The 21995-nt window shown below is 29.0% G+C and carries 18 protein-coding genes and 1 pseudogene; 9 read left to right on the top strand and 10 right to left on the bottom strand.

All coding sequences use genetic code 11. From position 1 onward, the window contains the following. Positions 1-613: 613 nt before the first annotated feature. From ACVHXK_RS04000 to ACVHXK_RS03975, 6 genes are all read left to right on the top strand, one after another. Positions 614-1270 (top strand): response regulator transcription factor, encoded by a 657-nt coding sequence (locus ACVHXK_RS04000; protein ID WP_461205072.1) that lies wholly within the window; start codon positions 614-616, stop codon positions 1268-1270. After that, on the top strand, positions 1267-2553 hold the full coding sequence (locus ACVHXK_RS03995; protein ID WP_461205071.1) for a HAMP domain-containing sensor histidine kinase: 1287 nt from the start codon (positions 1267-1269) through the stop codon (positions 2551-2553). The genes ACVHXK_RS04000 and ACVHXK_RS03995 overlap by 4 nt, the downstream gene beginning before the upstream one ends. A 138-nt stretch (positions 2554-2691) precedes the next feature. Continuing rightward, the gene (locus tag ACVHXK_RS03990) at positions 2692-2898 is read left to right on the top strand and encodes a DUF6465 family protein (RefSeq protein ID WP_461205070.1); all 207 of its coding nucleotides are present in this window, start codon (positions 2692-2694) and stop codon (positions 2896-2898) included. 115 nt (positions 2899-3013) lie between these two features. Further along, a complete protein-coding gene (locus ACVHXK_RS03985; RefSeq protein WP_461205069.1) occupies positions 3014-4609 on the top strand; it encodes an AAA-like domain-containing protein in 1596 nt (531 codons plus the stop codon). Between the two features lie 103 nt (positions 4610-4712). Then, on the top strand, positions 4713-5285 hold the full coding sequence (locus tag ACVHXK_RS03980) for an RNA polymerase sigma factor (protein ID WP_461205068.1): 573 nt from the start codon (positions 4713-4715) through the stop codon (positions 5283-5285). Further along, positions 5278-6312 (top strand): zf-HC2 domain-containing protein, encoded by a 1035-nt coding sequence (locus tag ACVHXK_RS03975; RefSeq protein ID WP_461205067.1) that lies wholly within the window; start codon positions 5278-5280, stop codon positions 6310-6312. The genes ACVHXK_RS03980 and ACVHXK_RS03975 overlap by 8 nt, the downstream gene beginning before the upstream one ends. A gap of 164 nt (positions 6313-6476) precedes the next feature. Here the strand turns inward: ACVHXK_RS03975 and ACVHXK_RS03970 are convergent, their stop codons facing one another. Then, positions 6477-7244 carry an SDR family NAD(P)-dependent oxidoreductase gene (locus ACVHXK_RS03970; protein WP_461205066.1) on the bottom strand — a complete coding sequence of 256 codons (768 nt, stop codon included), beginning with the start codon at positions 7242-7244 and terminating at the stop codon, positions 6477-6479. 408 nt (positions 7245-7652) lie between these two features. Here ACVHXK_RS03970 and ACVHXK_RS03965 point away from each other — a divergent pair, with 408 nt between their 5' ends. Next, positions 7653-9005, top strand: a complete 1353-nt coding sequence (locus tag ACVHXK_RS03965) for a PucR family transcriptional regulator (protein ID WP_461205065.1) — start codon at positions 7653-7655, stop codon at positions 9003-9005. 127 nt (positions 9006-9132) lie between these two features. Here the strand turns inward: ACVHXK_RS03965 and pelG are convergent, their stop codons facing one another. The 9 genes from pelG to ACVHXK_RS03920 form a co-directional block, all read right to left on the bottom strand. Next, positions 9133-10758 (bottom strand): exopolysaccharide Pel transporter PelG, encoded by a 1626-nt coding sequence (gene pelG / locus ACVHXK_RS03960; protein ID WP_461205064.1) that lies wholly within the window; start codon positions 10756-10758, stop codon positions 9133-9135. Between the two features lie 21 nt (positions 10759-10779). Next, positions 10780-12285, bottom strand: coding sequence for a GT4 family glycosyltransferase PelF (gene pelF / locus ACVHXK_RS03955; RefSeq protein WP_461205063.1), 1506 nt, complete (start codon positions 12283-12285; stop codon positions 10780-10782). Next, a complete protein-coding gene (locus ACVHXK_RS03950) occupies positions 12282-13262 on the bottom strand; it encodes a hypothetical protein (RefSeq protein ID WP_461205062.1) in 981 nt (326 codons plus the stop codon). The genes pelF and ACVHXK_RS03950 overlap by 4 nt, the downstream gene beginning before the upstream one ends. A 96-nt stretch (positions 13263-13358) precedes the next feature. Further along, complete coding sequence (locus ACVHXK_RS03945; RefSeq protein ID WP_461205061.1) at positions 13359-14576, bottom strand: GAF domain-containing protein; 1218 nt, start codon at positions 14574-14576, stop codon at positions 13359-13361. Between the two features lie 12 nt (positions 14577-14588). Beyond that, positions 14589-15269, bottom strand: coding sequence for a DUF4956 domain-containing protein (locus ACVHXK_RS03940; RefSeq protein ID WP_461205060.1), 681 nt, complete (start codon positions 15267-15269; stop codon positions 14589-14591). Continuing rightward, a complete protein-coding gene (locus ACVHXK_RS03935) occupies positions 15269-15982 on the bottom strand; it encodes a polyphosphate polymerase domain-containing protein (RefSeq protein ID WP_461205059.1) in 714 nt (237 codons plus the stop codon). Before ACVHXK_RS03935 ends, ACVHXK_RS03940 begins: the two co-directional genes overlap by 1 nt. A 53-nt stretch (positions 15983-16035) precedes the next feature. Then, entirely contained in the window at positions 16036-17691 is a 1656-nt protein-coding gene (locus ACVHXK_RS03930) for a CotH kinase family protein (RefSeq protein ID WP_461205058.1), read from the bottom strand. Between the two features lie 42 nt (positions 17692-17733). Next, positions 17734-18591: an endo alpha-1,4 polygalactosaminidase gene (locus ACVHXK_RS03925; RefSeq protein WP_461205057.1), complete on the bottom strand. Its 858-nt coding sequence runs from the start codon at positions 18589-18591 to the stop codon at positions 17734-17736. Between the two features lie 241 nt (positions 18592-18832). After that, positions 18833-18964 (bottom strand): hypothetical protein, encoded by a 132-nt coding sequence (locus ACVHXK_RS03920; RefSeq protein WP_461205056.1) that lies wholly within the window; start codon positions 18962-18964, stop codon positions 18833-18835. Positions 18965-19551: 587 nt separating this feature from the next. Here ACVHXK_RS03920 and ACVHXK_RS03915 point away from each other — a divergent pair. Both ACVHXK_RS03915 and ACVHXK_RS03910 read left to right on the top strand, forming a co-directional pair. Beyond that, positions 19552-20223, top strand: a pseudogene (locus ACVHXK_RS03915) (M48 family metallopeptidase); the annotation flags it as partial. Between the two features lie 10 nt (positions 20224-20233). After that, positions 20234-21979, top strand: coding sequence for a hypothetical protein (locus ACVHXK_RS03910; RefSeq protein WP_461205055.1), 1746 nt, complete (start codon positions 20234-20236; stop codon positions 21977-21979). Positions 21980-21995: the final 16 nt, after the last annotated feature.

Below are 21995 nucleotides of genomic sequence, written 5' to 3'. Positions count from 1 at the left end.
GCACAATGCACAATGCACAATGCACAATGCACAATGCACAATGCACAATGCACAATTCACAATCAAAAGATAAAATGCAAAAGATAAAAGCAAAAGATAAATGTAAAAGATAAATGTAAAAGATAAATGTAAAAGATAAATGTAAAAGATAAATGTAAAAGATAAATGTAAAAGATAAATACAAAAGATAAAAGCAAGGATAAAAGATAGTTCATAGGGTACGGGATACAGTGCACAGTGTATAAGTAAAGGCTGATTTTCTTTACTTCGGTAAGAAAATCTTTGATTTAAGGCGTCGATTTTACGTAGCAAAATCATCCGTAAGTGCATTTAAAACACACCCCGTTTAGTGCTAGATATAGGTTAGAATATTTAATGTTTTTGTAATTAAATATTCTAATCTCTAAGTGTTTAAAGGTTTAAAGGTTTAAATGCTTAAGGGTTAAATATTTAAGGTCTTAAGTGTTTAAATGTTTTGAGGTCTTAAATGGTTTAAAGATCTTAGTGTTTAAAAGGTTCTAAAGGTTTTAACTTCACTCTGCACTCTGCAAATTGCACTCTATGTTTTAAAAGAAGCACTCTATGTTTTAAAAGAAGAAGGGGTTTGATAAAGATGTATGTTATTTATTTAGTAGAAGATGAAGATAGACTTAGAAAAATATTAGTTATGTACTTAGAAAAAGAAGGATATTTAGTGAGAGCTTTTTCTAATGCGGAAGATGCTATGAAATATATGAATAATCATATTGATTTATGGATACTAGACATAGGCCTTCCTGGCGCGGATGGGTTTGAGCTTATTTCAGAAATTAAAAAGGAAAATGAGGATGTACCTGTTATATTTACCTCTGCGAGAGATAGTGAAATGGACAGAATAATGGGCCTAAAATACGGAAGTGATGACTATTTAACTAAACCATTTTCAGTACAAGAACTAATTATCAGGATAGATAAATTATTAAGAAGAGTGTATAAGAGAGAAAATAAAGCAGAAATTGTATGGGGACCTTATGTAATTAATGAAGATAAAAGAATAGTGTCAGAGGGCGAAGAAGAAATTAAATTGACCTCAAAAGAGTTTGATTTAGCTTTGTTTTTCATAAAAAACAGAAAAAAGGCTTTTTCAAGAGAGGACATATTGACTAGGGTATGGAAGGATTTTTATGAGTGTTCTGACAGGGTAGTGGATGATACAGTAAGGCGAATGAGAAAGAAATTACCAAAGATTCGACTAGAAACTATGTATGGATATGGGTATAGATTGTTATGAGAAAAAAATTTTCTATAAAAAGCCAAATGGCTATAATATTTGTACTTATTATTATTGTTATAATGGGATTTGCTAGCATTTATTTGCCCTATTATTTTGAAAAATCAATGGAGAATACTTTTTTTAAAACAATAGAATTAGCCAGGAAAAGGAATGATGTAATAGAAGTATCTGATGATATGTATGCGGTAAATCAAATAGTACTAGATTCTGATGGTGATATGAGAATTGGATTTGATAAACAGACTGGTAATAGATTTATCACTCCTAACTTTTTAGAAGAAATTAAAACTCGTGCAGTAACACAAGAGCAAGAAAAACAAAAGTATATAATTGATACGGAAGACGTACGAATATACTGTGAGATAGATAACTTTTTTGCGGGTTATAGGGTTACTTTTATGTTTGATGTATACGGTGAAAATTTCATGGGGGATATAGTAAAGCAGCTATTGCTATTACTTATAGTTTTGGTTATTTTAGGAGTAGTAGTAATGTATATTTACTCTAATTACTTTGCAAATAGGATAATAAAAATTAAAGGCAAAGTAGAAAAAATAGCTAACGGTGATTGGAATAGTACTGTAGAACAAGAAGGCAAGGACGAGTTAAGCGCATTATCTAATTCTATAGAAGATATGAGAATCAAATTAGTAGAGCAAGATAAGTATAAAAATGATATGTTTCAAAGTATTTCTCATGATCTTAAAACCCCAATAATGATTATAAATACATATGCTCAAAGTATAAAAGATGGCCTTTATCCAGAAGGGACTATAGAGGATAGTGCAGAGGCTATTATAGAAGAATCACAAAAACTAGATGAAAAAGTTGGGAAGATTCTCCTTATAAATAAATTAAGCTATCTAAGTAGAAGAAATGAGAAATTTGATAAAGTAAATATGAAGGAAGTAATTATATCAGTTGTAAGCAGATTTGATAAATTAAAGAATATAGATTTTCATTTGAATTTAGAAGAAGTATACTATGAGGGTGAATTTGATAAGTGGTGCAGTGCCTTAGAAAATATTATTGCAAATAATTTAAGATACGCAGAATCTTTAATTGTAATAACACTTACAAATCATTTGCTTTCAATTTTTAATGATGGACGACATATTGAATTTGAAAATCCAAACAATATATTTGAAATTTATAGTAAAGGAAAATCTGGTCAAACAGGTATAGGTCTTACAATAACAAAAACTATAGTTGAATTATTTAAGCGAAAGATTTCAGTTAATAATGTTACTGGTGGAGTAGAGTTTAGGATAGAGCCTTAGCAAAAAATATTAAACAGGGAAAATAAATTTAGTGTAAAGGATACCAAATTTTGACTATTGATAGATATTCTAATATAATTTATATAACTAGTAAATATAAGGAATATAATACTATAGGTTAGAAAATGGGGTGATTTTATGCAAAGAAATTTTTCATTTATTGTTGAAACAGAAGATAAGAAATTTTCAGCTAATGACATAATTGTAGAATTTAAAGACTACTGGAAAAACACATTAAACAGAAGAATTAAAGACTTAAAAAAAGTTGAAGTTTATTTTAACACATCAGAAAACTGTGCTTATTGTGTAGTTAATGATGATGAAACTATCAAAATTCAAAAGTAAGTGAAAAACACATCTCTTTGGGGTGTGTTTTTTTAAGAGAAGTGTGAAGTGTGGACTCTTAAATGTTTATTTTACAAGCGTTTATGGTAAAATACTAGTATGAGAGGTGATTATTATGAAGAAAAGATTTAATGTGACGGGTACTTGTATACCTGAAAAGCATTATATGGTTGATACATTACAAAAGATTGAAGAAATAATGGACCTTGTTAAAGAAGGCGAATATTTTACTATAAATAGACCTAGACAATTTGGGAAGACAACTTCCATTTATATGATAGAAAGATTGCTTGAAAATAGTGATGAATATATGGTTATATCTATAAGTTTTGAAGGAATTGGTGATTTAGTTTTTGAGGATGAAAATAGATTTTCAAGTGGTTTTATAAGTATGATAGTTGATCAGCTGGAATTTGAACATGATGAACTTGCTAAATTTTTAGATAGACAAAAAGGCGATATTAAATCTTTAATTGATTTATCTAAAGTAATAGCTAATCTGGTACATGAAGCTAATAAAAAAGTGATTTTAATAATTGATGAGGTTGATAAGAGTAGCAATAATCAGTTGTTTTTAAGTTTTTTAGGTATGCTGCGACAGAAATATTTATTGCAATTAAAGAGAAAGGATTACACTTTTCATTCAATTATTTTAGCAGGTGTCTATGACGTTAAAAGCTTGAAATTAAAGCTAAGACCAGGAGAAGAAGAAAAGTATAATAGTCCATGGAATATAGCTGTTGATTTTGAGGTGGACATGAGTTTTTCTGCAGAAGAGATAAAAACTATGTTAGATGAATATGTAGAAGATAAAGAAGTTAAAATGGATAAGGATTATTTCTCAGAGAAGCTTTATTATTATACTTCAGGTTATCCTTTTTTAGTAAGTAAGCTTTGTAAAATAATAGATGAGAAGATAATGACTAGAGATGAATTGCTTTGGAATAATGAATATATGGATATGGCGGTGAAGGAGTTACTTACTCAGAGCAATACAAATTTTGATTCGCTTATTAAAAATATTGAAAATAATAGGGAACTTTATGAATTTGTAGAAAGAATAATCTTAGATGGCGAAAATATAAGTTATATTCATAGTGATAAAATAATTAATATCGGTACAATTTATGGGATTATAAGAAATGAAAATGGTGTGTGCAAGGTACACAATAAAATCTATGAGCAGCTTTTGTATCAGCATATGATGATAAAGATAGTTAGAAAAGATAAGAATAGCACAATGGGGGATTATAATTTTAAATCTTTCTTTATTAATGAAGATGGTACTTTAAATGTGGAGAAAATCCTCATAAAATTCCAAGAATTCATGAAGCATGAGCGCTCAGAAAAACGTCAAACTTTTTTAGAAGCTGACGGGAGACTTGTATTTTTAGCTTTTATAAGTCCGATTATAAACGGAAAAGGCTTTGCATTTAAAGAAGTACAAGGAGCAGAAGAGAGAAGATTTGATATTGTACTGACTTATGAGGATAAGTTATACATAATTGAACTTAAAAAATGGTATGGAGAAAAATATCATAAAAGGGGCCTTGTGCAGCTTGCAGAATATTTAGATCAATACGGAATTGATGAAGGATATTTGCTGGTATTTGATTTTAGAAAAGAGAGTAGTTTTAGAGAGGCAGGGGCTTTTGAGGAAAGGGTTGTTGCTGGTGGGGAAGAGAAGAGGATTGTTCAGGTTTTTTGTTAGAAGCGCTTTTTATTGAATAAATTAAATAAATATAACAGGCTAGCCTTTGATTATGAGGTTGGCCTTTTTTGTTATATAATTAAACAAATAAGGAATTATATTTATGAAACTAGAAAAATATTGTAACTTTTTAAGTGGCTTTTACACTATATATATGAAAGGAGATGAACCATTGGAGAGTATGAAAGAGCTTTATGAGACCTATGAAAAATATATTTTTAGATATTTATATGGATTAACTTTGGATTATTATAAGGCTGAGGAACTTACTCAGGAGACTTTTTTCCAATTGCTTAAATCCTTTCATAGATTTCGTGGTGACTGCCATGTTTCTACGTGGATACATAGAATTGCAAGAAATGTATATAGAGATTCTATTAGGAAGAATTCAGTAAAGATTATTTCTATAGAGGATAGTTCTTTTGAGATTCCCAGTAGAGATGGGCCTGAAGAAATCTTTGAAAATAAGGAGCGCAATAGATTGATTATGGAAGCTTTAGCGAATATCCCTGAAAAAAAGCGGGAGGTTCTTTGGCTTAGAGATTGGCAAGGACTTTCCTACGAGGAAATAGCTAGTATAACCGATAAATCTATTTCTTGGGTTAAGGTGAATATACATCGTGGAAGGCTTGAGTTCAAAAGAATTTATAGTGAAGGAGGAGATTTAAATGAGTAAATACCCCTGTAAATTGATAGAAGATTTGCTTCCCTTATATATTGAAGATGATGTAAGTGATGAAACAAAAGCAATAATTGAAGATCATCTTAAGGAATGTGAAAATTGCAGAAAGCTTGTAGAAGAGTATTCAAATGATGATATACCAATAGAGGATTTTAAAGAAGATCTGCCTAAAGCTAAGACTTATAAAAAGTCTATGAAGAAATTAAAAAAATGGAGTATAATATCGGCTATTTCATTAATACTTGTGGCAATTGCTATAGGAGTTATAGGATACAAATTTGGTGAAAAACCTAAAAATGATGTAATATCCTTAAAAACAATAGTTAAGACATTAGAAAAAGAAGGTGTTGAGCTAGAAGAAGATAAATCAAAATCTTTTGATGAATACCAACTAGGTGGTATTACGCCAGAAACTTTTAGTGTGGACGGGGATAAAGGAACGCTATTAGTGTATAATTTTAAGACTATTAGCCAGCGTGATGAGGCAGTGAATGAATCAGAGAATTATAATAAACTAAATAAATTACCAGAAGTTTCGTTTAAAGCAAAAAATGCGTATTTAGTTTATGTATTAGAAGAATATTCTGTATATGATGATGAGTGGTCAGATATAGGCGAAATAGTTGATTTAATTTCGGATACTGTATTCCAAAAGTTCAATGATGGTAAAGTAATGGTGTTCAAAGGAGAAAGTGAAAGCTGGGAAGGAACTTTTACCCTAAAATACTATGAGCATTGGTGGCATGATGAAGATGGTACCCTGAAGCTAGATAGTTATCAAGATGGATTTCCAGAGATTAAGTATAAGATTTCTGATATAGATTCTGTAGGACCTGTTGCTGTTGAATATGAAATTGGTTCAGGAGGAGGAAGTATGACTGGGGCTACTGTTGATAGTGATGGAAAATTAGATTTATTCCACACAGGTGGAACTGGTGGAATTATTAGAGAGGATGATGAAATAACTTTTACAATTAAATGGAATGGCAAGGAAGAAAAAATTACGATGAAGGCTCAATAGTATTTGATTTTACGAAAGAGGTCAGTAACTTAGTAGAAGTAGGAGTTATTTCTATTAGTAATAATTTTATTGAGATTACTCCTTACAGAAAAATAAGATAGTACTGTAAAAAGTACTATCTATATTTTTAAAAATTAAATTTTATAGATTAATTAAATTTATATCTAAATTGATGTCCAACCACCGTCTACATATAGAATTTGTCCTGTAGTATAGCTAGAGGCATCTGAAGCAAAGTAAATTGCTGCACCATTTAATTCTCCAGGATTTCCAGGTCTTCCTGCTGGACAAATGAAATTATATCCTCTTACATAATCATCTGTGTACAAAGTTTTTTCAGTCATTTCTGTTTTGAAAAGACTTGGACCAATTGCATTAACAGTTATTCCATCTTTTACTAATGAAGTACCCATACCTCTTGTTAAGTTGACTACAGCACCTTTTGAAGCATTATAAGCATGAAGTGGAGAATCTTTAGATCCTACAAAACCAAGAATAGAAGCTATATTAATAATTTTTCCATATTTATTTTCTTTCATATGTTTAACAACATGTTTTGATACTAAGAAAATACTTTTTACATTCAAATTCATAACTCTATCCCATTCATTTTCATCTAGTTCTTCTACAGAACCTTTTGAAGCGGTACCTGCATTATTCATTAATATGTCTATTTTACCGAATTTAGCGATGACTTTATCGACAGCTTCTATTATTTCATCCTCTTTTGTAACGTCACATTTTACAGGAAAGGCAATTCCACCTTCTGCTTCGATTTCTTTAGCTAAGCCTTCTAATTTTTCAATTCTTCTTGCAAGAATAGCTACACTTGCACCTTGTGCTGCGTAAGCTTTTGCAAATTGAGCGCCTATACCACTAGATGCACCTGTTACTATTGCTACTTTGCCTGTTAAATCAAATAAATTTTCCATGATTATTACCTCCGTGTTTATATTTGTGAATTACTGATATATTATTGATAAAATATTAACTTATTATAAAAAGGTTTACAGTGTAAACAACAAAGAAATATCCCTGTTTATTAAATATATCACTAGTAAACAATATTATAAATGTATTTTTATACTAAAATAATTGACTGAATTGTGCATAGTGCACTATAATTGTAAAGGGTGATGAAAATGGGAAATACCTTTAAAGAGTTAGCGAACTATTTTTCACAAAAGACTGTGAAAATTTATACAAATAATGATGAAAATACGTTTATAGAAGACATTAAAAATTTTAATATGAATGGGAGGAATTTTTCAAAAAATATTATTTATATTGTATAAACCTCACAGTTACCTGACGGAGCTAAAAATATCAAAGGGGTAAATTTGCTTCTTATTAATGATAGAAATATTTTTGTTGAAGATTTTTTTGTCAATGATTTAAATATTATTGAACTAGAAAAGCAAGAAGATATTTTTGAAGTTTATACTATGGCCAAGAACTATTTGACGAGAAATATGGAGATAGAAAAATATACTTCTATTTTATTTGGGGTGTACATGGAGAATAAGGGGTTAAATATTATTCTTGAAACGGCGTCTGCTATGATTAATAATCCACTTGTACTAATAGATTTGAGTTACAAGGTTTTGGGTCATTCAAATATTAATAAGATTAAGGATGAATTCTGGCTTGAGAATATAAAACAGGGGTATTGTTCTTATGAATTCATTGTTGCCGTTAAGAATATGAAAAGTGTGCAAGAAGGTAGAAAAGGTAATGCCATTTATGAAGTTTCTAGTGGAGAATCACCTACTTTAAAGCTAATTTCAAAGGTGAAAATAAATAACAAACACGTGGCAAATGTTATTTTATTAGAAGATAATGAAAATATACGCTATAAAAATAAAGTGTTATTGAAGGTTGTAAGTAGAGTTATTGGTGAGGAATTGAAAAAAAATAGATTTTATATTAATTCAAGGGAGTCTAAATATGAAGAATTTATTTATAATTTTCTTGAAGATAAATCTAATAGAGTAAGGGTACACAGAGAAATATGTATGAGTCAAAGCTTGAAATTTGGAGACAAGCTAACAGTTTTAGTGCTTGATATTTCAAAGTACAATGAGTTAGATAAGAGATTTGGCTACTTAAAGGAAAATATTACTATGTTGTTTTCTAATTCCATATTAATTTATTATAAGGATAATATTGTTGTTATTAATGACAAAGAAGATAATAAAAGTAGCGAGGAATTTTTAGAGGAAGTTAAAACTTTTTTAGTGGAAAATAAGATTTATATGGGGATAAGTAGGGAGTTTTCAGATATATTTCAATGTAAAAAATACTACAAGCAGGCAGTAAAAGCTGTAAATTTTAGAAATACAATGATGAAAGATAAAGTAATTATGTTTTATTCTGATATTCAATTTTATGATGTACTTTTAGAGAATTATGATAAGGATAACTATAAAGATTTTTGCGATCCTATAGTGATTTGTTTAAAGGAATATGATAGTTTGAAAAATACAGAGCTTTATAATGCCCTTTATGTATATTTGAAGAATGATAAAAATATTGAAAAAATGGCAAATGAGCTTTTTATTCATAGAAATACAGCTAGATATAGAATTCAAAAAATAATAAATCTGACTAATATTGATTTTTCAGACATGGATAGAATGGTTAATATATATTTGTCATATAAACTATATGGTTATATGAGTACAATTAATTAAGGGTATCACTTTACGCTTATTCTTTATTGAAAAAGATAATATGAAAGTTTAATATAAATATAAAAGGCCAGCCTTAATGAAAAGACTGACCTTTTGTTGTGTACTATCTCTAAAGCATATCCCCTAGCTAATGCTCATAGCTAGTAGCAATTTTTCTGCTTTTTCGTTTTTGTTTTCTAAGTTTCTTTTTCTCTTGTATTTTTTGTCTATTTCGTCTAGCACTGAGTGTATTCTTTTTCTTTTTTCGACCTTTTCTTATTTTAAATAAAGAGAATATAATCTTGCTGTTACTTTCTTGAATTTCATTGTAAAAGTTTAAGCTGTCAGCTATAAATGCAAAAATTCCTTTTTCTTTTTTCGCATATAGAGGCTGCAGGGCAAAGGTATTATAGCTTATTTTCTTTGTGAATCTAGAGAGAATAATAGCACCTATACAAAAGGTAATAAATGTTCCCATTACAAAACCATAGCCATAATACTGTATCCCTTTATTTCTGAAGAATAGAGTAAATATAGTATTGAAGATAAAGAACAAAAATGAAACTAAAAAAGCTCTTTTTCGTACTTCAAAATAGAGAAGCACCAAAATTATCAAAAGAATAAAAATATTAAAAAGAGTTCCAAAAGAAGTTACTCTAAAAATGTTTCTTAGTATAGTATTAAAATTCAGAAATTTAAAAATAGGTTTCGCAAGTAATATTATAGTTATAGATATTAGAGCTTGAACTTCAAAGGTATATATAAGATGATTGTACAATACACCTACCATTTTATGTTCTGCTAGTTTAATTTCTTTTAAAGTTCCTCTCTTATTGGCAAGACCGAAGTAATTCTTATAGTAACTATAAAAGTCTGTTTCAACTATAACTAAGAATAAAACCATAGTTGGTATAATTGTAAGGTAAGCTAAAAAAACTGCATTATCATACAATGGTGAAAAATGATAAGTATCTAAAATAACCATTCCAACTTCACTAAACCACATAAGAATATTGTCTGACCAAAGGCCAAGAGTATAAAATAAACCTATAAAGAATAGACTACTATATTTGCTTAAATATCTTAAAAAATCATATTGATAATTATTTCCAAAGTAAAAAGTAGATAAAAAATTGTAGATAAGCATAATAAAGGTAAAACTAATACCTACTAAATATGAAAATAATAAATTTGAAGCTGGGATAAATTCAGTGAAATTAATAGGATTATATAGCAAATAAAAAGCCAGTATAAAAGTGATGGAGCCACCTATAATGTATGCTTTAGCTATTAGTTCATAATTCTTAACAGCACTTAAATAAACCATCAAAATCCAAATCATTGATATAATCAAAAACACGTATATTGCCATTATTTTATAGTATAGTGGTAGAGGTTTATTCCAGTAAAAAAATATTGATACAAAAAAGGAAAGAAAAAATACTATTTTGTTTAAACCAATAAACGAAGGCCGTATATATTTATAATCTTTAGTATAAAGCTTATCTGATATATATCTAGTTATAAGAAATTGCCAAGGTGCAGTTAAAATTTGAGAAAAAACAAAGCTATACACAATGGTTCCTGAGAATAGATCTTTGTTAGTGGCACCTACATTATTAAATTCCATAATAAAAAGTAGAAGATTTACAGTGATTACACTAGAAATCCATGGGCCTGCTGATACTAAAGCTGAGTACAAATAGGCTTTACTTCTATTTGTAAAAGTATCATCTTTAAACATTCTTTTTAATTCAAATCCTATTCCAGCCATTTAAGCACTCAACTCCTTATTTTAAGTAGATACTCTATGTTTACGAACTTTTCTGTAGGAAGACGATTTATTATTGCTTTGTTTTCGACTACGACTTCCATTTTTAGTCCAACAATAATTTGTGTGTAGGATATCATAAAAATTATTAAAACTGTCTACTACATTTTTCTTGTTGTAGGCTCTTTGAACTCGCCTTACACCATTTTCTGCCATTTCATTTCTCAGTTTTGGATTTTCTAGTAATTTAATAAGAGCTGAGGCTGTATCATTTGGCGAGGCCAGTTTTGTTATTAGACCGCAAGCCCCTTCAAATTTATTTTTCTCTAGCATTTCCATGCAACTACCAACATTCGTTGCAACGGTAGGTATTCCAGCAGCCATACCCTCTAGTATTACCAAGGGTTGTCCTTCTGATATTGAAGTAAGAGTAAGGACGTCTATTTTCCTTAAATACTCACTAACATCTACTCTACCTGTAAAAATAATATCCTCTTTGAGTTTGAATAAATTTACTAATTTAACACATTGGTCATAATAATCAGGGTCTTCATCTGTAGGACCAATTAAGTGAAGTTTCACATCTTTTAGTTCTTCTTTAACAATTTTAAAAGACTTTATTAAGGTCATAACATCTTTAATGGGAACTATTCTTAGAACAGCACCGATATTTAATCCTTCATGAGCTTCTTTAGGTTTTCTAAATTTTAAAAAATCTACGCCATTAGGAACAATTCTTGTTTTATCAGGAGAAGCCCCCAAATCTATCTGCATATCTCTATTTCTGTAGTATAAAGAAGTTATAAGCTCGGCTTCATTATATGCTGCAATGGATATAGCATAGAAGAAGTCAATCCAGAATTTCTTGTAAATACCTGTAACCCATTTAGCCTTTAAAAGTTCTTCTTCTCTTTCTCTACAGTAAATTCCATGTTCAGATAACAAAAATGGTTTTCCTGTCCTAGAAGCAAAGGAAGTAGCCACAATACCGGCATAGCCAGTAGACACAGAATGGTATATATCAGCTTCTAGAGGTTCTTGTTGCAATAGATAAATAAAAGGTACAAGCATACTTCTCAAGGTCCAAAAGTAGTTATTAAAGCTCTCATCTTCGAAATCCTCATTATAGTATTCAATTGCTAAATTCCAAAAATCGTAACTTTGAAGGAAATCAATAGCACTACCAATTTTTCGGCCTTTAGTAAATAGAGAAATAACTCGTTTCCAATTGATATCATCATTCATTTGAAGTAAATTAATAATATCCTCTTTTTCTTGTTTGGAAAGTCTAGGATTTTTTTTAAATACTCTATGTTTTATGTCCGTATAATCATTTAAAAATATAGTTTTTATTTCAATAACATTTCTAGGTATCTCATAGCGGTATTTTATTTCTTCTGCTTTTGAGGGCATTATAGAAAAAATTTTAAATTTTATATGAGGTGATGAGGAAATATATTGGTGGACCCAACTAGATACTCCACCTGTTACGTAAGGGTAGGACCCTTCAGTAAAAAGACATACAATCATGTTTCCACCCCTTTTTTCAGCCAGAATGAAACTAAGCTTTCTATTTTCTTGCTAGAATTTATTTCTTCTTCGGTTAGAGATTTAATTAAGTGAGTAAACTTAGTAAGTGGATCTTTTTCATAAGAAATATGCAATCTATTTAGTAGGCCCTCAGGGCTATTTGGATGCTTTTCTAATAAATAGGTATTGGTTTTATCAGCCATTTCAAAGTCATTACTTCTGATATAAGCCCTAACTAAGTCATTTAGAAAATCGAGATTATCCTCTTTTATTTTCAATAACATTTGTAGGGTTTCAATATATTCTCTATTAAAAATATAGAGTACTTCGCCGCCTATCAAGTCTGAAGTAATATATTTTTTATAGGTATTTGATAAAGTTTCTAAGATTAAATTATTTTTTTCCAGGTTGTATTCTTCTCTTAAATAATTAATTCTATTTGTAAATTCATTTTCCTTATCATTTAAAAGTGTAGCTGAGTAATGTTGAACCTCGGTATCTTTATCAGAGAGTCCTTTTTGGAGTAATTTTACTTTTCCGTTGTATTCAAAAATTTCAGAATCAATAATTAATTGCTTTTTTTCATAGGAACCTAAAACATCAAGCATGTCTAAGAAACTCATAGTTCGAATTTCTTTGTCATAATTTATTTTTTCTTTAAAATCAAGTGTATTATTGAATTCTATTAGAGCTTCATAATCAGAAAGAACAATACTATCTTTCATAAAATAGGATAAACTGAAAAATAAACCAAAGACGATGATTCCTCCGAGTCCTGGCATAAACAAGATCAAATATACAGGAACCCCTTTAAAAATATCCATAGTATTTTTAATAAGTATAATAGCAAGTATTGCTACTATAGTATGAACTATTAAAACACCCTTTAAGTGCACTGGATAAAGAAAGAGAAAAATGAAAGCTAATATATCTATTAATAATAATAAAAAACAGGCTGCATAAGAAATATACTTCATATAATTATCTCTCCTCTCTTTCTGATTTACTATATACACTTAATTATTTGTGATTTATGTTTCTTGTTTTATGATTTGCCATTTATGATTTATGTTCTAAATTTTTGTAATATTGTCTCCAAAGTTTTTGGAAATTCTATTTTCCACAATAAAAAGATTTTCTTTTGGTGTTGCTGGTACTAAGATCGATAGTATTTTGCTCGTAACGTCATAGCTAACAATATCTACAGAACGAATAGATTGCGTAGCTCTCTCGCTGATTGCATGTGTATTTAAATTTTTCACCTTATATTTTATAAGTCCAAATTCCATTCCAAATTCTTCGGCGCGGCGGCTCTCTACCTTGATTCTAGTCATAAAGAATTCAGGTTTCATTAAATTTGTCTCTGGAAGGTATTTAGACTCTTTGATTTCATCAATGTATATTGCTTGATTTATGGATTTGTTTACCCAGTCCATGATAAGCTTAAATAGTTGAAAAGCATAATCTGATAGCCTATCAAAGTCCATATCTTCTATATTGACAATGGCGATTACTTTGTCATTTCTAATAAGAGGAGAAGACATAAGAGGGAAGTTATCTTCATCTGTATCTTGCCACCTTACAATTTGTTCATTGAAAACAACATTACTAAAGCCTTTTGAGTCACTTATAGTAAGAGCTTTTCTGTTTTCGACTTTCTGGCCATAGCTTATTTTAAGACGGAGATAGTTACTGTTTTCATTGTAATAGTAGATAGAAATTGATGTTGCTTTAAGGTACTTTGATAAAATACCTATAGTCTCAGTATAAAGTTCTTCTGTCTGGAAAGTTTCTAGTTTTGAAGCAATATCGTATAAGCTTATAATACTTTCTTCAGAGCTTATGATTTGCTTTTTAAGTTCCTTTTGAATTTTTTCATTGACTAAATAATCTTTATCTAATTGTTCATAACTTTCTTTTAATAATTGAATTTCGTCCGACTGTTTTTTTAGATTATCTTTATAATTATCTTTAAAAGTACCTAAAATAAGAGCAGACCACAAAAATAGTAATGGGTATTTATAATTTGCGAAATATTCTACAACGTGGAAGAAATTTTGGTTTAGTTGTGCAAAAACATAGACAAAAAAACCTACGGATATACAGGCGCTAATCATTCCTAATTTTTTACCATACCGAAGACCCATAATAATGCTCAAAATAAACAAAGGATGTGGATTTAGATTCAAATAAATATCTTGATTAGGTTGCAATATAAAGAAAATATAATAAATAATCACATTAAATAGAATAGTCTCAAATATGCTAGATGCAATTTTTTTTAGCTCCATATTAGTTCACCCCTATTGTGCAAAGCTACCATTATAGCTAATTAGAGAAGCATTTTGTACACCATTTATATCTGAAATTTCTTCAACAAAAGAAGTGTCTGCTCCGATTAGCTTAACCTCAACAGTTAATTCTACTATTCCTGTAGATACAGTTTTAGATTTTATTGTATAATTTAAGGCACTTAATTTTCTAAGGACATCTTTCTTTGCATCTTCATTGTATTGAATTATAAGCATATATATATTATTTGAATTTTTAAATTTCAAAAGCACTAAAGCGATGACGCCTACAAGCACTGAGCCAATTATAGAAATTGAGTAAAGCCTAGCGCCAGTAGTTAGGCCGATAGCAATTGCCCAAAACATAAAAATAATATCAAGAGGTTCCTTTACTGCTGTTCTAAACCTTACAATACTAAGGGCACCTACCATACCTAGTGACAACACCAAGTTTGAGCTAATAGTCATGATAATAATTGAAGTAATTACGGCCATAAGTACTAAAGATACGTTGAAATTATGATTATAAATAATTCCACTAAAACTTTTTTTATAAACGAAAAACATATACAAGCTTACTAAAAAAGTTATTAGTATTACAGTAAATATATCGCCTATTTGAAAAGTACCTGTAAAAGAAGTTTCTAGTACACTTTTCTTTATAATATCTTGAAAATTTAATAAATCATTCATTATAAATCACTCCCTTGATTGAATAATTCTTGTCTACATAATAGATATTTAGATACGGATAACCTAGTTAATGAATAGGCTTCTAACATTTTTTTTATATGGCCAGGCAAGAAATTATTGTACTTTATTTCCATAATTAAGGAATAATCTTCTGGCAATCTCTTTGAATATAGCTTGTCTGTAAATATATTTTGGCAAGGTCTTGCAGCAGATAAATTTTTATCAAAAGTTATTCTAATATCATTGTATGGAAGAATATAAGCTTCCCTATGATAGTCGACAATGACCTTTGGTTTTAAAAGTTTATTTCGTATTTCGGAGTAATATTTTTCTTTAACATTATCATTTGAAAAGGCTAGAGAACTTATATCTGAACTAATAATTTTCTCGTACTCTTCTTTTGAAATCTTGGAAGCTAATTTGTTTGTATAATCTCCGTATTTCTCTTTGATTTCTAATTTTATAGTTTTGTGAGAATAGTTATAAATTCTTATCCTATATTTTTTTCGTACCTGTATACCAGAGGATTTTTCCATCAAAGCCGAATTATCAATGTCATCGAAATATAGACTTCTGATATGATAGCCTTCTCCATCTAAGGTGTGCTCGTCCAATTTCATTAGCTTCTGGAGGTTGTTTCGTATTTGAAGATAAGTACCATAGTCTAATAAGTATTTGTGTTCATGTCTTAATTTTTTGCTAGTGTTAATCAAAGATAGGTACCTCCTTTGAATAATTATAAGTAAATAGTGACAGTGGATATCCGTTAGCTAATGTAAAATATTTTTGTTCCAAAGTGAGGGTGTATATCATCAGTGATAATGTATATATCAAAAGCATCCATTTTATTTCCATTGGAATCCAGAATAAATAATCTCCAATAATAAGTACCAGAGGGTAGCATATCAATAATTATTTCATTTTCAGTTATATTAGTTTCTGAATATAAAATTGTATCGAAAGTAGGAGTATCACTAATGTCCACTGAGTAAGTAAAGGTATCTCCCTGAAAATCATAGGAATCTGTCCATTGAAATTGAATATAGTTAGTTATTATTACTGGATCACCCATGAAAACAGGCATTGGTTTTTCTAAGCTTTCATAATAATTATCTTTGTTATTGTCTAGGGTTTCTATTAAGGCATCAAACTCTAAATTAACTTCATCTATATTTACAGCACCATTTCCATTGTCTGGCTCTCTGCTTAAGAATTCTAAAGCTATTGGTTTATATAAATCTGCTAAATCTACCAACTTATCTTTTGTAATGATTTGAGAAATTTCCTCGATTTTATCTGTCAAAGCTTGAACATTATCTTCATTTCTAAGAAATCTATTGGTGAGTACATTTCCCCAATGATTTGATACTCCTTCTTGCCAAATAGCTCTAGTACTTCTATAGCCACCTAAACCTTTATCATAATCCCAAGGCAGAAAAAACCAAGTGTCAGAATCAGAAGGGCTGTATATAAAATAGTTTCTACTTGATGTATCTAAATTATCAAATAGTATATTTGTAGCTAGCCAAGTCAGATAATTATCTCTATTGAAATATTTATCAAACACATCGTTAATATGGATAAAATCATTGTTTACAGCATCGAGCATTTCAAGTAATTTTTCGTGGTCTTCATTGCCTTTGATTTCTAGTATTTTCTCGAAATCTTCTTCATTATAATCAGGGTCATCTTTTAGTTTTAAAGTATCTTCATATCTATAGAATTCGAAATTTTCTACTTTGTATAGAGAACCTTTTTTATCAAGATCGTGATTTTCAAGAAAGTCAGTATCTACATTTTCAATTTGCGTAAACAAACCGAAATCTTCAAAGTCATTAGCATAATTTCCTTCACTTAGATCCTTGATATAAACATTAATAAAGCTTGTTCGCAGGCTTGTTATATTTGGAACTGATTTTATTAAATCAAAGCTTAGTTTATTACGAATTCTTAGATCATCAAAAGGGTGTTTGTTTAGATTTACAGTTTCAAAACCATCCCAAAGACTATTTTCATCCAAGTTAACCTTATAAGACTTTAAATCGGCGAGTCTAGAAGATTGCCCTCTTAATTCCATAGTTCCATTACTCGTTGTAAGTCCATACCCATAATCACCAGTTGTAATTACTCCATCATGGCCTTCCTTAAATAAAACCTTTACTTCAGGTTCATTTGCATTAGAATCTGGGTCATAAGTGTTTAGCTCAGAAAAAGTATATGCATATTTATCCTTGCTTTTATCAACTGGAAGTACTGTAATATAAACTTCTTTTACGATAGAACCGTCATCATTGGTGTAAACTTCCTTATTATCCTCAATAATATTTTCTTGTGAATTGGTATTAGAACTAAAAGAATTAGTAGAACAAGAAGTAAAGAATAAACTTATTATTATTAAAATTAGGCTGAATTTCATTTTCATAGGCATTGCTCCTTATAGATAAATTATTATTTGGGAAAACTATTAATTAGAAAAATCCCATTTAGAATATCTATTTTCCATTTCTGTTTGTAGATGAGTAAAGTCTAGTTCTTCAGAGAGTTTTTGGCTTTCCATCTCGTCATCAAAGGATATAGTAAACACTTTAGTGTTATTTTTTTTACTTACTTTTATGAATTCTTCTAACCTATCTATTTTGGAACTATCGCCATCTATATAAGGAGAAGAGAAATTTTCCCACAAAATACCGTCTATAAAAGCATAACTTAGGTCCTTATAGACATTGAAACCTCTATTTTGTACTATTGTTATGGAAGGATATTTTTCCTCTACTTTAGTGATAAATTCACTGTAGCCTTGTTTTAATTTAGAATAAAGTTCTAAATCATCTTTATAATAATCAATCCAATCAACGGTATCAAAAAATACTCCATCCATTTCTTTGGACATAATTCTTTCATCTAATACTTCTAGTAGAGCTGATTGATAACTCTCTTCATAAATGGCACCAATAAAGTTCTCGCTAGATTTACTCTGAACTTTTTCTCCATCAACAGTTAAATAATCTGAAGATGATAGCTTGTCTATGAGAATACTATCCCAAGACCCGATTGACATTAAGGAAAGATAGCCTATAACTTTAGTGTTATTTTCTTTAAGATAAGATACATCTGAGTTTTCGAAAAATGAGCCTTCTACAATAACTAAATCTTTATTGCACATATCTTGTAAAATCTCTTCGTTTATTTTTCGATAGTATATTCTATAGGAATTAACAGAGTTTAAAGGATTTTTATGTTGTATAAATTCGACAAATAATACGTATATGGATAGACAAATAATTAAAAATAAAACAAAAGATACAAACAATTTCTTTTTCATCTATGCACCTTCTAAGAGTTAGTATTTTTTTTAATAAAATTAAATTAATTTTATAATTATTATAGCATAAATCTCACATAAAATGACAGCAAACACAAAAAAAGATAGTATTCTCAAAGGACGACTATCTTTCTAATGGTATAAAATTTTATGTTTTAACCTATCTTTATGTAAAAGTAACATATACTATATATAACAATTATATTTTAGAATTATTATAACCAGTATTTCGTAGTTTGGATTAGTATTTCCCAAAATATAGATCAATTAGATTAGTTTTATTATTACTACCGGTATAAGAATTATCTGTATTCTCTGTAACGGATACTTCAGATAGATTAATCTCTTTTGAAGTATCTATATCATCTAACATATCTAAAACATCAGGGGTTAGGATATCTGAATTTTCTTCATCATTCGGATGTATTTTTTTTTAGTTTAAATGCTAAAACCTGTTCTTTTAACTTTTCAGCTTGTACTGATAATGCTTCACTTGTGGCAGTAGCTTCTTCTGAGGTTGATGAATTAGTTTGTACAACTTTTGTTATTTGATTAAGACCTTAACTTATTTGTGATACAGTGGTAGCTTGTTCATTTGAAGCTGAAGAAATACCATTGAGAAGATTTGCTTTTGTGTGAGCAATAAATTTTTTTTGGATAGTTGATAGATTTTTTATAGGGGACTATAATATACTAATAGCTGCACTTGATTAAGGGCAGCAAAGCAAGACAGGCTTTAGTATTTAATTAGTTTTTTGCTTGATTAAACATATATAGTAATGTATAATTATACCATCAATTACTAGAGGTGGTTAATATGTCAATCGAATTTGAAGGCATTGAATATACTTTTTTTAAGGAATTTTCAAAATCATCACACATACATAGTTCTTTTACATCAGACAATATCTTAGAATTTGCACATCCAGTTGATGAAAATATCATAAAAATTTCCCTGAATTACACCAAATACTGTGTGAATCTTGTAATTTTCTTGGCATCATGGTTCCGTACACGGTAATTACTAATGAATTTGCAGGAATAAATGCTATGGCGACAGGCACAGATGAGTTTTCATTTATTGCTGTAAGCAATTATTTACCAAAACTATTGACTATTGATGAGCAAAAATTTGTTATAGCTCATGAATGTGGACACATAGCTTTGGGACATACTGTATATCATACTGCTTTAAGAATGATAGGGAATATGAGCACAATTATTCCTTTAATTGGTCCTACAATAGCAAATACTATATCATTTCCACTTAATACTTGGAGTAGATGCTCTGAAATAACAGCAGATAGAGCTGGATTATTGTGTTGTAAAGATTTAAAAACTGCACAAATGGCGTTATTAAAAATTGTAGGTGGATTTACTGATATTGAAAATTTAGATATAGATGAATATATTAAACAAAGTACAGATACTCTAACTGCACAAGGAATAGGTAAGTATTCTGAATTATTTAGACAACATCCCCTAATGCATAAAAGAGTGAAAGCTCTTGATTTATTTGCAAACTCAGAAATGTATCACAGACTTTCAGGTCAAATACCTAAAAAAGAAAAAAAATTATTATCTGATCAACAATTGAATAAAGCTGTAAATGAATTAATTAAAATTCTATAGGGGGGATAAAATGAATTCTAATGTGTCAGAAATACTAAAGCGTTGTGAAATTATATCGGAAAATTTAGATTCTCAAAAACTAATTAAGGTTACAAAGTCTACGAAGGAAATACTTAATGTAAAGGATAAACTAAGAGTTACATTCATTAGCCAACCTTTTAATGGGTTATTAAAATTATTGTTAAACCTGTTAGAATCACCATCCATGTTTCCTGAGTCTATTAATCGAGTTAATAAAAGTTATTTCATTAAAGTATCTTTTGCAGAGGAAATTACCTTTAAAAAAGTAAATGAAGATGGTGAAAGTGAAAAAATTACAAAAGATGATTTTGAAAAAAACTTACTTGATGAAATGGAAATTAATGAAGATAAAGTTTTTAGAGGAGAAATATTAATAAATGCCCCATTTCTTAACCATTTAGACTTGAATTTCATTTGCTCAAAAAATGAATTTAAAGATGTTGATTGGTATTATAGATTTGCTAGTACAGATATAGCATTTTTGCTTTTGAGTTCAATACGATTGTTATCAATTAGTGAGAAGCAATTTTTAAAAGGAGATCTTGCTAAAATTTTGAGTTTTAGGCGTTTGGGAATTATCGTGAACAATATGGATTTATTGGAGCAAGAAAATAGAGTTGAAGTTTTAGAATATATACAACGTTACTTTTCAAAGTATGAAGAAAAGATACCTACATATTATTATTCTTCTAATGAAGTTACTTTAGCTCAAATCAATAATGAAACAATAAATGACGAAAACATGAGATTGATTGATTTTATAAAAAATGAATTGTCTTTAAAGACAGAAACCTTAAGAAAAATATCTGAAAAGCAGGTATGCACAGTTTATATTAAGGAATTAGAAAGCGTTGTTAATAATTTTAAGGAAAAGTTAAATTTGGACAAGCAAAAGATAGATAAAGCTATATCACAAATTAAAGGTAAATCAGAGCAGTTGGATTTCAAAAAAGAATCCACAAAGAGAAGAATAAATATGTACATTAATGGGGTTGTGAAAATTGAATTTCTAGATAAAATAGATAAGTTTAATGGAAAAATTAAAGAGGATTTAGAACAAACCATTATGGAAAGTGAAGATATGGATGAAATGAAAACTAAAATACCATTATTTATTGAAGAGGTTTGGGGAACTTTTTATGATAAGCAAAAATTGTGGTTGGAGAAAACTATTCTTAGTGAACTTAATGACGTTTACAAAAATATCCAAACTGATGTAATAGAAATTGCTTCTGACTTAGAAGAGGATGTAGAGGAGTTAATTTTTAGTTGTCTTCAAGATAAATTTCATTTAGATTCTATAACAAATACAAAAATAAAGGCTGACAATAAACAAGCGGTATTATCAAAGTATCTATCTATTGGTGGAGTAGCTTTGCTTTTTGTGAATTTTCCAATGGGGGTATTGTCTATAGGCACAGGACAAATATTGAGGGTTTTTTATAAAGATAGTATAGAGAGTGATAAAAGAAAAAAACTATGTGCACTAGTTCTTGAAAATTGCGATAAATTTAAAACGGAAATTGATATGAAAGTAGAAGGAGAATTTAGCAAAATAACTGAAAATCTACAAGATGAAGCAGACAAGATATATGATAGATTAGTTGCACTTTTAATAGATACATTAGAAGAGCAAAAATTAGTAATCAAAAAATCAGAAGATAAGGCTGATTATTTAAGGTCAATAGAAAATAAAGATATACCAGAATTATTGAATTTGGTAGATTTATTTTAATTTATTAAAAATACAC

The organism is Clostridium sp. DL1XJH146, from assembly GCF_054819755.1.
This window is presented reverse-complemented; position numbering and strand designations above follow the sequence as displayed.